Annotated in this window: 9 protein-coding genes; 3 read left to right on the top strand and 6 right to left on the bottom strand. The window is 64.3% G+C overall.

Translation table 11 applies throughout. The features are described 5' to 3' along the window. The first annotated feature begins 10 nt into the window (after positions 1–10). From HZB53_08280 to HZB53_08290, 3 genes are read left to right on the top strand one after another with little or no spacing between them, the layout of a single operon-like run. Positions 11–1,141: a metallophosphoesterase family protein gene (locus tag HZB53_08280; GenBank protein ID MBI5877631.1), complete on the top strand. Its 1,131-nt coding sequence runs from the start codon at positions 11–13 to the stop codon at positions 1,139–1,141. Continuing rightward, a complete protein-coding gene (locus HZB53_08285; GenBank protein MBI5877632.1) occupies positions 1,138–4,287 on the top strand; it encodes an AAA family ATPase in 3,150 nt (1,049 codons plus the stop codon). The genes HZB53_08280 and HZB53_08285 overlap by 4 nt, the downstream gene beginning before the upstream one ends. A 33-nt stretch (positions 4,288–4,320) precedes the next feature. After that, positions 4,321–7,953, top strand: a complete 3,633-nt coding sequence (locus HZB53_08290) for a PAS domain S-box protein (protein ID MBI5877633.1) — start codon at positions 4,321–4,323, stop codon at positions 7,951–7,953. Positions 7,954–8,045: 92 nt separating this feature from the next. On the opposite strand, the gene HZB53_08295 is transcribed toward HZB53_08290, so the two are convergent. The 6 genes from HZB53_08295 to HZB53_08320 all read right to left on the bottom strand — a co-directional run bounded on the left by HZB53_08295 (position 8,046) and on the right by HZB53_08320 (position 14,410). Then, the gene (locus HZB53_08295; protein MBI5877634.1) at positions 8,046–8,699 is read right to left on the bottom strand and encodes a response regulator transcription factor; all 654 of its coding nucleotides are present in this window, start codon (positions 8,697–8,699) and stop codon (positions 8,046–8,048) included. Next, positions 8,677–10,956, bottom strand: coding sequence for a GAF domain-containing protein (locus tag HZB53_08300; GenBank protein ID MBI5877635.1), 2,280 nt, complete (start codon positions 10,954–10,956; stop codon positions 8,677–8,679). Before HZB53_08300 ends, HZB53_08295 begins: the two co-directional genes overlap by 23 nt. A 47-nt stretch (positions 10,957–11,003) precedes the next feature. Beyond that, a complete protein-coding gene (locus HZB53_08305; protein ID MBI5877636.1) occupies positions 11,004–11,240 on the bottom strand; it encodes a hypothetical protein in 237 nt (78 codons plus the stop codon). Positions 11,241–11,264: 24 nt separating this feature from the next. Next, entirely contained in the window at positions 11,265–11,618 is a 354-nt protein-coding gene (locus HZB53_08310) for a hypothetical protein (protein ID MBI5877637.1), read from the bottom strand. 890 nt (positions 11,619–12,508) lie between these two features. Next, a complete protein-coding gene (locus HZB53_08315) occupies positions 12,509–13,480 on the bottom strand; it encodes an ROK family protein (protein MBI5877638.1) in 972 nt (323 codons plus the stop codon). A gap of 12 nt (positions 13,481–13,492) precedes the next feature. Beyond that, complete coding sequence (locus tag HZB53_08320) at positions 13,493–14,410, bottom strand: PAC2 family protein (GenBank protein ID MBI5877639.1); 918 nt, start codon at positions 14,408–14,410, stop codon at positions 13,493–13,495. Positions 14,411–14,687: the final 277 nt, after the last annotated feature.

Genomic DNA, 14,687 nt, shown 5'->3' on the forward strand with positions numbered 1-14,687 from the left:
ACTTATGCCCATGACGCTCAAGATTCTCCACCTCGCCGACGTGCACCTTGACCATCCATACCTGAATGCGGACGCCGTGCCGGGGCTGTCGCGTGCGCGGCGCCACGGTTTGCGCCAGTCGCTTCAGCGCGCCCTCGAACTGGCGCGCGAACGAGAGGTCGCTGCCGTGACCATCGCCGGCGACCTCTTCGAAAGCGAACACCTCTCGCTCGACACGCTCCAATTCGTGCTCGAGCAGTTTCGGGCCATCGAACCGATCCAGGTCTTCATCGCGCCCGGCGACCGCGACCCCGCCGGCGCCGATTCCTACTACACGCTGATTGACTGGCCGCGCAACGTGCATATCTTTCGCGAACCGCAGTTGACTCCGCTAACCTTGCGCGACGAGTGGCTGATCTGGGGATTCGGGTACAACCAGGCGCGCACCACCGACCCGGTGCTCGCGGATTTCACGCTGCCGACCGAGAAGCCATCCGTACTCCTGCTGCACGGCGCGGCAACCGACCTCGCCTGGCCGGCCGGCGACGAAAGTGTCGTGCCATTCTCATTCGCCGACGTAAGCCGCGCCGGGTTCAAACTGGCGCTGCTCGGACACCGGCATGAGTCGTACTTCGCCACAGCGGATGACCTGTCAGTTTGTTACGCGGGCAGCCCGGAACCGTTGAGTTTCGCGGAGACCAACGGGCACGCGGTCTGGCTGGCCGAATGGGACAACGGCGTCTGGCAACTGGAGAACATTGACATCAGCCAGTGGCGCTGCTACACATGGCAATTCGATGTCTCCGGCTACTCATCGCCCGCGCAGGTCAAGGCGCACATTCGCGGCCTGTGGGACGAGGTGCAGGACGGACGCCCGGTCGTCGCCGCCGTCGTGCTGCGCGGCGAGGCGGACCCGAATGCCGAGGTGACGCTGGACGATGTCGTGCGCGAGTTGGCCGACGAACTGCCTGCGCTGCGGATTGACAACCAGACCGAGACCGCCGTCAAGCTGGATGCATTGACCGGCGAGATGACCGTACGCGGCAGTTTCGTACGGCACCTCACCGCGCAGACGGTGAGCGACGAGGCCACGCGCCGGCTGAATCATGCCGCGCTGCAGCACGGGCTGAAAGCACTTCAAGGACAGAGGGTCAATCTGTGAAAATCCATCGCCTCGAAATATTCGGTTTCGGACGCCTGCACCAGGCCGTCTTCGATCTGACGCCGGGACTTAACATATTCGTCGGCCACAACGAAGCCGGCAAATCGACCCTGCAGCAGGCGATGATCGCCCTGCTGTACGGCTTCCGCCAGGGGCGCCGGACCGGCGCCGCCGAGCGCGACTGGATCGAGCGCTTCCGGCCATGGCACAGCGCTGCCTATGGCGGCGCCCTGACGTACGGCCTGGACAGCGGCAGTACGTACAAGGTCACGCGCGTGGCGGAAAACAGCCACTTTTCGACGACAGTCGTCGAAACCGCCACCGGGGCGGATGTATCCAACGCGTTCACGCGCGACCACCTGGGCAACGTCGACTTCTCGCTCCAGCATTTCGGTGTGCCGCGCGATGTTTTCCTCAACACGTTCGTCGTGCGACACAGCGACCTCGGGCCGCTGTCGGACGTATCCTACGACATCGCCGACACGATCGTGAGCGGCACCGGCAAAGAGCGCCGGCACCGGGCGATTCAGCAGGCGCAGGAAGCGATGCAACGGGCCATGCGCGATTATGTGGGATCCGAGCGCAACCCCGCCTCGCCGATGGCCGCCGCCGATCAGCACTTGCAGGAGTTGTTGATCGAAAAGAAGCTGATCGAGATGGACTATCGCAACCGCACGCAGGACCTCGCCAAGTACGGAAGGCTCAAGCTGAGCCTCGACACCTGGATGCGCGAGCGCGACGAGCTCAAGTACTTCTTGAGTGTCTTGCGCATGAATGCGCTCGGCTACCGTCTCTACGAGCTGGAGAAACTGGCGGAGACCGAGGCCAACCTGAAGGCCGAGCTGGTCGATTTGCAGGTGGCGGCCAACTTCCCGATGGGGGCGCGTGACACGATTCTCGAACTGTCGCAAGAGCTGAAGACGCACGCGGAGCGGCTGGCGCGCGCCGAGGGTGCGGCCGCGCCATCGCGCGCGCAAGTGGAGGAGATGCAGGCCGAGGCGGCGCGGCTGCGCGAGGCGGTCCGGCGGCTGGATTCGGCGCGCTTCGCTCCGGTCGAGCAGGAGGCGGCGGCCAGAGAGTTGGAGCGCGCATTGCCGGAAGCGATTCGGGCGCACCAGAAGTCCGACGAAGAGCTCAAGATCGTCCGCCAGGCGCTGACCGTGCTGGCGCAGTCGCGCAATGGCGGGCCACGCCGCCACGTGATGTCGCAGATCACGCCGGAGCGGCTGCGCGAAGCACGTGCCAGGTGGGAATTCCTTCAGCAGTCGGTCATCGAGTCGGAAGCCGGCGCCCAGGCGGCCGACGCCGCATGGCAGGTCTGCGGCATCAGCGAGGACGAGTTCAATACGTTGGCCCTGAAGGCGGGCGGGCTGACGCCAGACAACGTGGCCGATTTGAAGAGCCAACAGATGCAATCCACGCGGGTGGACAAACGCCTGCGCACCCGCGTATTGCACATCTGGAAACGCTTCGGCACGGTATTTCTGATCGTTCTCGGTTTCGCGGGCTTCGGTCTGTTCGTGGCGTCGCTGGCCAATACGGGCATCCGCCTGATTGTTGAGGGCGCTTTGATGATGGCGGCAGCGACGCTCTTCGGCGCCGGGGCCTGGCTGCTCGGTTCACAACTCAATCTCGAAAAGACAAAGTCCGCGCAGATGCGCGCGGAGCTGCAACGGCAGCTCGCGCAGAGCGGCTTTGCATCGCTCGCCGAGATGGAAGCCGCGCAGTCGCGTTACGAAGCACTGGCGCCGCTGCACGCCGCGCGGCAGGCGGCGCGCGAGCGGCTGGACCAGGCCCATGGCGAGTTGTCCCGGCTGCGCGCCGAGCTGCACACGCTGTACAATCTGCCGCTGGAGAACGACCTGACGGCGGAGCACTTCAACTACCTTGAGAGCGAGGCCGAGGAGTCCAATCGAGACCTGGGCGAGCAGGCGCAACTCGAGCGCCGCCGCGAGGAGCTTGAGGCGGAGGTCGCTGCGCGACGCGACGGCATGCAGAAGGCCATCGAAGGCGCACGCGCCATATTGAAGGCCGCCGGCATGGTCGAGATCAACCTGCTGGTCGACATGCGGTCGCTGCTGGCGCTCTACGACCAGCGGCGCGAATTGGACCGCCTGGAAGCGCAGTTGCAGGCGCTGGAGGAGACGCTCAACGGACGCCTCGAGGCGACGCTCTCGACCGAAGCCGATGTGCGCGCCGAGCGTACGGCGGTAATGGGTATCGAAGCGGAGTTGCGCCTGGTGCTGTCCAATGCCGGCATCGAGGCCGCCGGCATCGCCGATAGCGTGCAACAGTTCAACGATCGCTACCGCCAGGCCGAGCGCCACACCCGCGGCCAGTCCATTCTGCAGAGCCTTGACCGCGAGCGCGCCGCGTTGCTGCGCGCCGACACCACCGAATCGCTGCTCACCCAGCAAAAGCAGCTAGCCCAGACCATCCAGAAGCTGCTGGACGTCTACCCGCACCTGGCCAACATGCGCAACGATCAAACCGCCGAGGCGCTGGAAACCGAGTTGGCCGATCTGCTGCAGAAGATCAGCCAGTCACGCCAGACGCTGGGCGAGATCGAAGCGCGTTTGAAAAAAGGCGCCACCGAAATCCGCCCGCTGGCCGAGGTGGTCGAGGAGATCGAGCGAGCGCAGCAGCGCCTCGAGCGCTTGTCCTTCGAAGGCCGCGCGCTGCAGGTCGGACTGGAGTTTCTCGAATCGGCCGCCGACGACTACTACCGCAACTTCCTGCCCCGGCTGAACACCAACGTCGCACGGCGCCTGGAAGCGGTCACCGGCGGCCACTACAACGCGGTCGAGGTGGACCGCGGCGACCTTGGCATCCGTGTCGAAGCGCCGGAACTGCACCGCTTCATCCGCCCGGAGAACTTCAGCCAGGGCGTACAGGATCAGATTTACCTGCTCTTGCGCCTGGGGCTGGCCGAAATGATCGGCGACGGGCGCGAATCGATGCCGTTCATGCTCGATGACCCCTTCGTGAATTATGACGATGAGCGGCTGGCCTTCACACTGGACATGCTGGCGCGGCTGGCCGAGGAAACACAGTTCATGCTGTTCACGAAAGACGAGCAGATCGCGCACTGGGCGCGCCAACGCGGCGTCGACGCCGATCTGCACCGGGTGCACGAGTTGCGCTAACGCGCGCTCCAATTGACGACAGGATGCTCTGCTATGACCGACACGCCCACGATCACCGGCGTCATTTTGAAGTGCGACCGGGCCGGGACCCTCACCGACATATTGCAGGACACACTCGAGCTGGATGCCGCGCGGGCGCTCGGGCGCCCCTTTGTCGAACTGGCGCTGGGCGACGGCTTGAAGAAGGCGCTGGCCTTCATTGAGCACATTCTGAGCGACGACGCCGCATACAACTACGGCTTCTATGTGCAGCGCGCCGGCCAGAAGCTGTTCCTGCACGTGACGGGCTACGCGCTGAACGGACACCTCGTCATCATCGGTTGCGACTCGCGCATCGGACTCGGCGAGTTGTATCACCGCACGCTGCGCATGCACCATGATCAGTTGATCGCGCTGCGCCGCGAACTGACCGACCTGCAGTCGGCGCAGGCCGACCGCGAGCACGAGTACCTTTCCTATGTCGAGAAGCTCACGGCCCAGATCAACCGGCTGCAGGACAGCCTGACCGCCAAGGACGATGCGCTGCAGGCCGCGCAGGCAGCGGCGCCGCCCGCCGAGGTGATTGAGGCGGCGCGGCAAGCCGAGGCCGCGCGCCAGGCCGGCGCGCTGGCTGAACTGAACGCCGAGCTCGCGCGCTTGCGCGACGCCACGCAGACGCTGGCGCAGTCGGAGGCGGCCATGACCGCCATCTTCCGCGCCAGTCCGGCGGCGACATGCATCATGTCGCAACTCAGCGGGCGCATCGTCAATGTCAGTGACAGCTTCGAAGCGACGACCGGCTATACGGCGGACGAGTTGCTGCAGCATGGCTCGGAGCTGTTCCTGACCCATGCCAGCCACGATGCCGTGGCTCGCGCCATCTGCACACTGGGGGAGTCGGTTCGCGTGCTGGCCGTGAATGTCGGCTTCCGGCGCAAGGATGGCGAACAGCGCGACGGCATTTTGTGGTTGCGGCTGGCGCCCCTGCCCGGCGACACGCCGGCGGCTGAACCTCCGGGCCGCCAGGCGGTGCTCGGCGCGCTGGCCGACATCACGGAGCACGTGCGCGCCACGCAGTCGCTCGGTTCCGATCTGATGGCGGCCCGCGAGCAGAACGTTTTGTTGGCTGAGGAGCTGCGGCAGCGCGAATACCAGTTCAAGAATCGGCTGGGCTCGTGGAGCGACCCGGTCGACGTGTCACAAATCGAACTGGGGCTTTACCAGCAGCGCGAGTCCGAATTGCGACTTGAGATGGAAACACTGCGGCGCGCCGAGCAGGAATTGACAGCGCAAGTCACGACGTTGCAGAGCCAGTTGGAGCGGCTGTCCGGCGAGGCCCAGCGGCACCAGCAAGCACTGGCAGACTACGCACCGGGGTTGCGCGCTCAGGCCGAGTCGCTCGAGTTGACCCTGGCCGAGGTGCAGGCGGCGGAACAGGCGCGCACGGACGAATTGGCGGAGAGCCATCGCCGCGAAGCGGATCTCGACCGGCAGGCCGGCCTGCTGCGACTGCGCATCGCCGAGCTTGAGCTAGCGAGCGACAAGTACCGGTCGCTGCTGGCCAGCCAGACGCCCCTGCTCCGCGAGCACGCCGACCTGATGGAACAGATCGCGCGGCAGTTCCGGTTCCAGACCGTACCGCCGGCCGGCACATCGGCCGTTGGCGACGCCAAGCTGGACGACGGCGCAACGGCCGTCCCGGGGGTCGAACTCAAACATCAACGCGACGCCAATCGCTCGCTGGCCGTCGAGCTGGCCGCGGCGCATCAGCACGCCCACGCGCAAGCGCGCACGCTGGCCGAGCAGTTAAAGGCGGCACGCGAGCAGGCCGGCTTGCTGGATGTCGAACTGGGCCGGCGGGTGCAGCGCCAGCAGGAGTTGTCCGCGCAAGTCGCCGAGCTTAAGGAGTCCGAATTGCGGCTGCGCGCACAGGTCACCGAACTGCGTGACCAGTTGGCCACGCGCGAAACGCAGGTCACGGAGCAAATCCAACATAACGAATCACTGCTCAGTCAAATTTCGGCACAAGAGCGCGCCGGTCACGATACGCTTGCGCAACTGGCAACTCTGCGCGGCGAGTTGATGCTTCGCGACATCGAGATCAATCGCCTGAAGAACAGCGGTCGAAATATCGAGGAGCAACGCAGCCAGCTTCACCAGGCGCTTCGGTCGCTGGAAATGCGCCTCAAGCGCGTCAAGCGGATCGAGACGCCGAGCGTCGAGCAAACGGCCACAGCCGCTGACCCGGCCAGCTCGTCGCCAGTCGCTCCGCCCGAATCGACCGTGCTGGCCGCTATGGCCGGCGGCGCGGACGGGGCATCCGTCGATGCCGCGCCCGAACCGCTCCCCGTACCTTCGTTGCCCGCCGAGGGCCAGCAGGTGCGCCTGCAACTGGCCACCGAACAGGCCTTGCGCGAAGAACTGAGCAGCATGCATCAACGCGAACAGACGTTGAACCGGCAGATCGCAGAACTTGACCGGCAGGTTCGCATGTTGGAGTGGCAGCGCGACGACCAGGCGCGGCTGCGCCCGACAGCGATGGCGGCCGCGCCCGCAGCGGACGCGTCGCGCCCGGACACGCGCGATCTGACGGCGGACTACGCGTGCCTGGCGCTCGAACTGGCCAACGACGCGGGGCTGCTCAAGGCCATGGTTGTTCGCATCAACGAGCAGGTGGGCGCAGCTGGCGCATGCCTGCTGCTGTGGGATCAGGAGCACCAGTCGCTGCTGCCGCGTGAAGTTTGCGGCCTGTATGAGCAGTCCGGCATGGCGCTTCCTTTCGACCCGATGAGCAGTCCGGCTGATCGTTCATCCCTGATGCCTGAACACGCATTGAATGGGGCGGACGGCGTGTTTGCCACTCTCGGTGTGCCGGTCGCAGACCCGAACACGGCACACGGCATGTTGGTGCTCAGCTTCGACGCTGCGGACACGCCCGGCGCCGACGACGTACAGCGAGCCGAGTCGTTGGCCCGTTCGCTGGCGCTGGCCCTGACCCAGGCGCACCGGCGCGAGCAGGAGCAGCGCTCGCTGGCGTGGATGCGGAGAGATGTCGACCAAATGCGGCAGGTCAACCAGCGCCTGGCCGCCGGGGCCGACCCGGCGCACCAGCGTCTCGCCGAAATGCTCCAGGCGGGCGTGCGCGACAACCTGACGATGCTGAGCGCAAATATCATGGGGCTGGCGGACGAACTGCCGACCGAGAGCGCGGCGCTGGTACGCCCGCGCGCCGATGCGATTGCGACGCTGGTCGATGAAGTCACACGCGGCATTCTGGATGTCGTTTACGAACTACACCCGCCGCTGCTCGATTCTCACGGCCTCTCATTTGCGCTGCGCTGGTATGCCATGCGCTTTGCCGAGCGCACCGGCGTGCCCACGACCGTGCGCTGCGACGATCCGGCGCCGGCGCTATCGCCGCATGTTGCGCAGGCGCTCTTCCGCATCACGCAGGAAGCGCTCACCAACATCGATCAGCCGAACCCGGCGTTCCCGGTGCGCATTACGCTCTCCGGCGACGATGCGAAAACCCGCTTGACGATCACCGGCAGCCAATCTGGTGTTCCGACCAGCGCCTGGGACCGATTCCGGCTGAGCGACCGCGTGGCATCGATCGGCGGGCAGTACAAGTTCGAAGCCACCGAAGGCCAGATGACGCGCGTAGTAGTTGAGGTCAATCGAGCCTGAACCTGTGCATGGGCCAGTGGGCTGCGAACAAACCGGCCACCCTGTAAACGGGTGGCCGGTTTCATTGGCGGATCGGTGGGCGCGCTGCGGCGCTACAGAAGGTTGTGGTCGCGCGCGTACCGCACCAGGTCGGCGCGGCTCTGCGCGCTGAGCTTATCCATGATGTTCATGCGGTGCGTATCCACCGTCCGCACACTGACGTGCAGCGTCTCGGCGATCTCTCGATTGACGTTGCCTGCGGCCAGCAGGCGGAGCACGTCCGTTTCGCGCGGCGTGAGCGGCGTGAGCGATGCCGCAAGGGCGCTCGCAGGTTCGCTGCCCGGAGCCATCGCCACAATCCCCCGCACCAACCCAGCCATCATCGACGGATGAATATAGACGCCGCCCTGTGCGACCGTTTTGATCGCCTCGACCAGTTCCGTCCCCACCGCGCTCTTGACCACGTAGCCGGTCGCGCCGGCCGTGATCGCCTGGCGCAGAAGCGCGTCGTCATTGTGCATGGTCAGCATCAGCACCGCGGTCGACGGCGATTGGACCCGGATCTGGCGCACGACCTCAATGCCGCTCATGTCCGGCAGGCTCATGTCGATCACCGCGACGTCGGGGCGGCATGTCGCCACGGCAGTGATCGCCGAATGGCCGTCGGATGCTTCGCCGATGACAAGAAATTCGGCTTCCGCGCCAAGCAGCATGCGCACACCAAAGCGCACAACGGCATGATCGTCAACGAGCAGTATGGTCGTCATGGTTCACGTCCCGCATTGCAATAAGTGCTGGCATGGGAGTTTCAACCGGGCACGTTTGCGCGCCGCGCGCGCCGCCGGTACTGGTCGCCACGCATGGAATCGTGATGACCACGGTGGCCCCCCGCCCTGGCTCGCTGTCGACCAGCATCCGCCCGTCGAGCGCAGCCACACGCTCTTCCATTCCGCCGAGGCCGAGCCGGCCCGAGCGGCGCGCGGCATCCACGTCAAATCCGCACCCGTCATCCTCGATCACGGCCATCAGGGCTCCGGTATCGCCCGCCACGCTCCACTTCAGAATCACGTCCACACGCCGCGCGCGGGCGTGCTTTGAGACATTGGTGAGCGACTCCTGCACTATGCGATAGATCGCCGTTTCGACTTCGCTCGTGAATCGCTCGCGATCCAGCCCGACGGTTTCAAGGCGCGCCGCCACACCCTGCTGCGCGGCAAAACCGGCCACGTATTCGCGCAGGCTCTCGACCAGCCCCGCGTGGTCGAGCGCGGGCGGACGCAGGCGGGTGGCGACCGACCGCAGGTTATCCATCACCTCAAGCACCTGGTGACGCGCCGTCGCGATGCGCTCGTAGCGTTCCGTGCCGGCCGCCTCCGGCCCTTCCAGTACTTTCAATTGGACCAGAATCGCGGTGAGCGCCTGCCCGGCCACGTCATGAATGTCGCGCGCAATACGCTTGCGCTCGTTCTCCTGCACTTCGACCAGCAGGCGCGAAAGCTTGCGCGAGCGTTCAATCACCTCATGCAGGCGGCGAAACTGGTCCATGTTTTTGAGCGCAACGGCCGCCTGGTCGGCCAGCGCGAACAGGCTGTTTACGTGCTCGGCATGGAAGCGGTTTGGCTGAGTGCTGCTCACGCACAGGGCCCCCAGTATCTTGTCGCCCACGCGGACGGGAACCGCCATGCACGCCCGGAAGCAACGCAGGCGTGGCGGCAGCTCCCAGGCCGGATCCGTCTGCATGTCCGTGGTGCTCACGGCCAGACCGCTTTCGACCAACTGAGCCAGTGCGGAGACCTGCTCCAGCGGCACCGGTGTATCCGTCAGTCCGGCGGCTTCCGCATAGCCGCGCCAACCTTCAAGGTGCAGGCCGCCTTCGTGCAGGCGCATGAAGCAGACCGCGTCGGCGGGCACGATGAGCGCGATGGCGTCGAGGATGCGTCCGAGGATCGCATCGGCGTCGCCATCCACGGACTTGGCGAGCGCCGACACGACGTCGCGCAGGGTCTCGGACAGGCGGCGCTGAGAGCGTTCCGCTTCGAGCAAGCGCAGGTTCTCAATCGTGATCGCGGCTGACCCGGCGAGCGCGGTCATGATGTACGTGTCATGCGCCGTGAATTCGCAGGGCGAGTCCGACGCCCCGATCAACACGCCTTCCACCAACCCCTTGTGCATGATCGGCACAGCCAGCATCGAGCGTGCCGGCACGCCGGTCAGTCGTGGTACTACCCGGTCCAGGCGCGGATCGATGTCCATGTTGGCGACGGCCGCCGCCTGCGCTTCGGCCAGCACCCAGTCTGCGATGGCATGTGGCAGATCGGCCAGCGCAACGAGCCGTTCGCCGGCGTCTGGCTCGGCATGCGCACACCACAGGTCGTTGCTGGCGGGATCGCGCCACAACACAACGGCGGCATCCGTGCTCAGCAACTGGCGAACTTGCGATGTGAGGATGCGATACAACGCGTCGAGCGACACGGCCTCGCTCAGCGCTTGAACGGCGTGGGTCAACTTGCGCAGGTCGGCGGCCTGGCGCTCGAGATTCCGATTGAGCGTGAGGACGTTTTCGGCGACATGCCGGCTTTCGGTAATGTCGCGGAAGTTCACCACGACGGCCAGCACGTCCGATTCGTGCAAGCGGTTGGTGGCAATACCTTCCAGCCAATGCCAGACGCCGTCTTTGTGACGGAAACGGATGGTCAGGCGTTGGCTGCGCGAGGGGACCTGGGCGACAACATGCCAGGCGCTGCGAGCGAGCTCAACTTCGGCCGGGTGGACGTACTCAAACATGCTCCGGCCAACCAGTTCATTAGGCCCGTAACCGAGGATCTGCCCGACTGACGGGCTTTGATAGAGGATCGTGCCATTCGGCGCGATAAGCGCCGTAATGTCGGCGCTTTTTTCGGCGAGCGCGCGCAGGCGTCGCTCGCCGGCGACCAACTCGGCAATGCGCCAACGCAGGTACGCAGTTTCATCAGGCAGCGCAGCGTGCGCCGGCGGTGGAACCCGGACGTGAACTTGGTGCTCCATTGCACTCGTTTCGCGGGTCTGCGACGGAAAATTGAAGCGGAACGCGCCTATGGTTTGCGCCGAATGCCAAGCCGCGCCTCGAATTCGCGGGTTGAGCGGTTCGCCGACTCAATCATTTGATCGTAACGCGCGATCAAGCCGTCCAGCGTGGACAGCAGTTCGCTGCGTTTGCGCTGTTGTTCAGCGCGCGTGATGACGGTTCCGGATACATGTTCGCGCGGCGGCGACTTCCGCCGCAGGCGGGACAGAATGGATGGCTGGCGCCCCGATCGCTTCTTGGTCATTGGCTCCCTCCGGGTAGGCAACGGTTATCGATCGTTGGGGCTGTCGATCCGACGATGGTTTATTTCGTAGGAAATCAACCTGACATCCTGCACCAGCGAAGCGAGCGCCACCGAGTGCGCATCCATTTTCTTGAACAGCTCTTCGTGCATCAGGACCTGTCGCTGCTCAAGCGCCGTAAGCTTCTCCAGTCCCGGACCGAATATCTGGTTCATCTCCGTGCGGATCTGCTCGACTTCTTCGGCTTTGGTTTCATAGGCCATGCGCGGCACGGTACGTTTCTCGATCCAGAAAACGAGCGCAACGACCGCCAGCACCAGGAGCCCGACAACACCATACTGTGTGATGATCTCGAGGATGAGCTTAGGATCCCAGGGCACGCCGACCTCCTCGTAACGAAAGCCACGATGGAAACAAAAATGCCCCCGCTGGCACAATGCCCTGCGAGAGCACGCAACACAACACGCCTTCTACGCGTGTCGCAGGATCAGCGCCATTGCTGACTTGTGCGTATTATATGCTACTCATCGTGGAATGTCAACCATTTTGGCAGCAAGAGGCAGGATTTTTTCAACGCGAAGTCGTGCCCGAAACCTCACACGGTGTGCTTCGGCAAGTTCGGCAAGTCTACTGAGCGCCACACATGCCGTTTCCCGCTAAGAATGTCCCAGGGCTTGTAATAGATGACAGATTGCTCCTTGCGAACTCCGGTGTACTCGACGCAGTATGGTCGTGAGATCGTATGGCTGGGTGGATAAACAAAGGGGGGAAAATCACTATATTTCGGTGTACTTTAGCCGTTTCACGCTACCCTACTAGATATAGGTCCGATCCAAGTCAGTATTGATCTATCGGATTCCTTCGTGTTCGATTTCCAAATGTCTTATTCGATCGCATTCGTGCATATTCTCTTTCAAGATCAATCGTGATATAGCATACTACGTAATATGGAAACCAGGTACTCTCCTCGGCTGCCACGTTTGTCATGAGCGCCTGCGGTGATTGTCAAGCGACGTTTGAGAAGGCCAGCAATTCTCAATTTGGCTTTGTACGGGTACTTTCCAATGCCGCTTGCGATGCGCTGGCTCTCAGGCGCTTGTCACGCAAGCTGGCCCGCCGAAAAAGTGGCGCGCACCTCCCCGTTAGCTTTTCCCCTGCTCCCCCGCGCGCGCGGGGGAGCAGGGGCAGGGGATGAGGGGGCATATTGGCAGCCGACTCCAAATTGAGAATTGCTGTGAGAAGGCCCGCAGGAGAATAATGCATGAACCGTTTAACCGTGCGGTGGCGCTGTGTCGAGCAAGTCACAGGCTTGCGCAATCGCCCCCCACAGTGGGGCGTCATCGCCGTTCAGTGCCGGTAAGATGTCAACACTAACCTGAGGCAAAGCTGTACGGCGCGCTGCCGAGCGAATCGACTGCCAGAACGAATCGCCCGCCTTGGTGACTCCGCCGGCCAGCACGACGGCAGAAGGGTTCATGAGGTTTGCGGCGTTGCCGATAGCAACGCCCAGCGCGCGCCCCGCGCGCTCGATCGCGGCGATGGCATGCGTGTCACCCAGCGATGCAGCCTCGGCAACATGCTGCGCGGTCAACCGCTGAATGTCGTTGGCAATAAGCGAACGGAGAATCGGTGCCGCATCCGGGTTGGCCGACAACAGCTCGCGCGCATCTTCGGCGAGGTACGGCCCCGAGGCATAACGTTCGACACAGCCGCGCTTGCCGCATAGACAGAGCGGCCCGGACGGATCAATCACGGTGTGCCCAATTTCCCCGGCCATGCCGTCGGCGCCGCGCCAAACGCGTCCACCGAGTACCCACCCGCCACCCACGCCCGTGCTGACCGTCACATACAGCAGACTGTCACGATCGCGCCCGGCGCCGAAACGCCACTCGCCCAGCGCCCCCATGTTGGCGTCGTTGTCAATCGCCACCGGCGCGCCCAGGCGCGATTGCAGGAGCGCTCGCAACGGGAAATCTTCCCAGCCCGGTACGTGATGCGATAGCTTCACTACGCCGTCGGCGGCACTCACGGGGCCTCCGAAACTCACCCCCACCGCGGCGGGCTGCGCTTCACCGAGCATCTCGCTCACCAGCGTCAGCATCACGGCGACATCCGTTTCCGCCGTCGCGGCGGGTGGCGCCGCAGCGCGCCGCTGTGCCAGCCACGCCGTGTCGCCGCGGCGCAGCAATGCTGCACTGTGCTTCGTGCCGCCGAAGTCCAGCGCCAGCAAGAGCGATTCCATGCCCGCGGCGCGCTACTCCATGTCCTTGAAGATGTCGCCGAGTTCCCGATCCCAAACATCGTCGAGCGGCATAAACGACATCTCCGCGAAATCCTCGGTCAACTTGGCCATGTATTCGCGCACGTGGGCCTGCGGCGCGCGTTCCTCCATTTCGTCCACCTGCGCGCCGATCGACTCGGCCAGTTGCTCGGCCTGCCGCTCCAGATCGCCCAGATCAACGTGCGTCCCGAACATGTGGTTGACGCGCCGCATGACGTCATACCACGCTTTAAAGTCATTCTCGACCGTGATGCCTTGCAGATCCGGCGCCAACTGGGAGAAATCATACATCGGCACAAACGCGTGCATGGCCACATACTCCGCGCCCTTGACTTCCGCCCAGTGCGCCATGTACGAGCCGATGCTCACGCCGCCTTCATAGTTCGAGTAACGTAGTGCGTAATCGTCGAGTTCATCTTTCATCGAGAGCAGGCTGTACGAACAGGAAACATTGCGATCCTTATCATACGGCACGACGGCATAGACGCCACCGAGTGCGACCACGCGCTTGACGCGCAACTCCGCCGCTGCATTGAAGAATACGTCGGCGTAGCGCTCGGCGCCGAGGTGCGGCTCATCGCCGGAGAAGATGACCAGGCCCTTCTTCTCGTTGCCGGTGTACCAGAACTCGTTGCGGTTGAGCCGGATCTCGCGGCGGTGGCCGTCCTTGAACTTCACCTCGGGCCGCAGAAAATGGTGCGTGCCGGGCAACTGGAACAGGTAGAAGCCGTCGGACTTGATGCGCCCGATCCTCCGCGCTTTGGTGTGCTTGACCAGATAGCGGGGCAAGGCTGACGAGGTCGCGCCGGCATCGGCCCACTGCCGCCAGCCGGCGATCATGTACATCTCGTCGGATTTCGGTATCTCGGTCAGGTCCAGCAGTTCGTCCATGGTCAGCCTCTAGTCCATCCCTGCGGAATGCGTGTGCGGCCCTCAGCAATTCTCAATTTGGCTTTGTACGGGTACTTTCCAATGCCGCTTGCGATGCGCTGGCTCTCAGGCGCTTGTCACGCAAGCTGGCCCGCTGAAAAAGTGGCGCTGCCCTCCCCCCGACCCCCTCCCAACTTCGTTGGGAGGGGGCGAGATTCTTAGGGGAGGTGCGCGACGGCTACGCCGCCGTGCACCTCCCCGTTAGCTTTTCCCCTTCTCCCCCGCGCGCGCGGGGGGA

The organism is Chloroflexota bacterium (genome assembly GCA_016235055.1).
In the GTDB taxonomy this organism is placed as follows: domain Bacteria; phylum Chloroflexota; class Anaerolineae; order JACRMK01; family JACRMK01; genus JACRMK01.

What these genes read in the sequence shown, in the direction of transcription:
- HZB53_08305 (MBI5877636.1), bottom strand. Translation starts at nt 11,240, where the DNA reads ATGACCAAGAAGCGATCGGGGCGCCAGCCATCCATTCTGTCCCGCCTG.
- HZB53_08290 (MBI5877633.1), top strand. Translation starts at nt 4,321, where the DNA reads ATGACCGACACGCCCACGATCACCGGCGTCATTTTGAAGTGCGACCGG.
- HZB53_08320 (MBI5877639.1), bottom strand. Translation starts at nt 14,410, where the DNA reads ATGGACGAACTGCTGGACCTGACCGAGATACCGAAATCCGACGAGATG.
- HZB53_08280 (MBI5877631.1), top strand. Translation starts at nt 11, where the DNA reads ATGACGCTCAAGATTCTCCACCTCGCCGACGTGCACCTTGACCATCCA.
- HZB53_08295 (MBI5877634.1), bottom strand. Translation starts at nt 8,699, where the DNA reads ATGACGACCATACTGCTCGTTGACGATCATGCCGTTGTGCGCTTTGGT.
- HZB53_08300 (MBI5877635.1), bottom strand. Translation starts at nt 10,956, where the DNA reads ATGGAGCACCAAGTTCACGTCCGGGTTCCACCGCCGGCGCACGCTGCG.
- HZB53_08315 (MBI5877638.1), bottom strand. Translation starts at nt 13,480, where the DNA reads ATGGAATCGCTCTTGCTGGCGCTGGACTTCGGCGGCACGAAGCACAGT.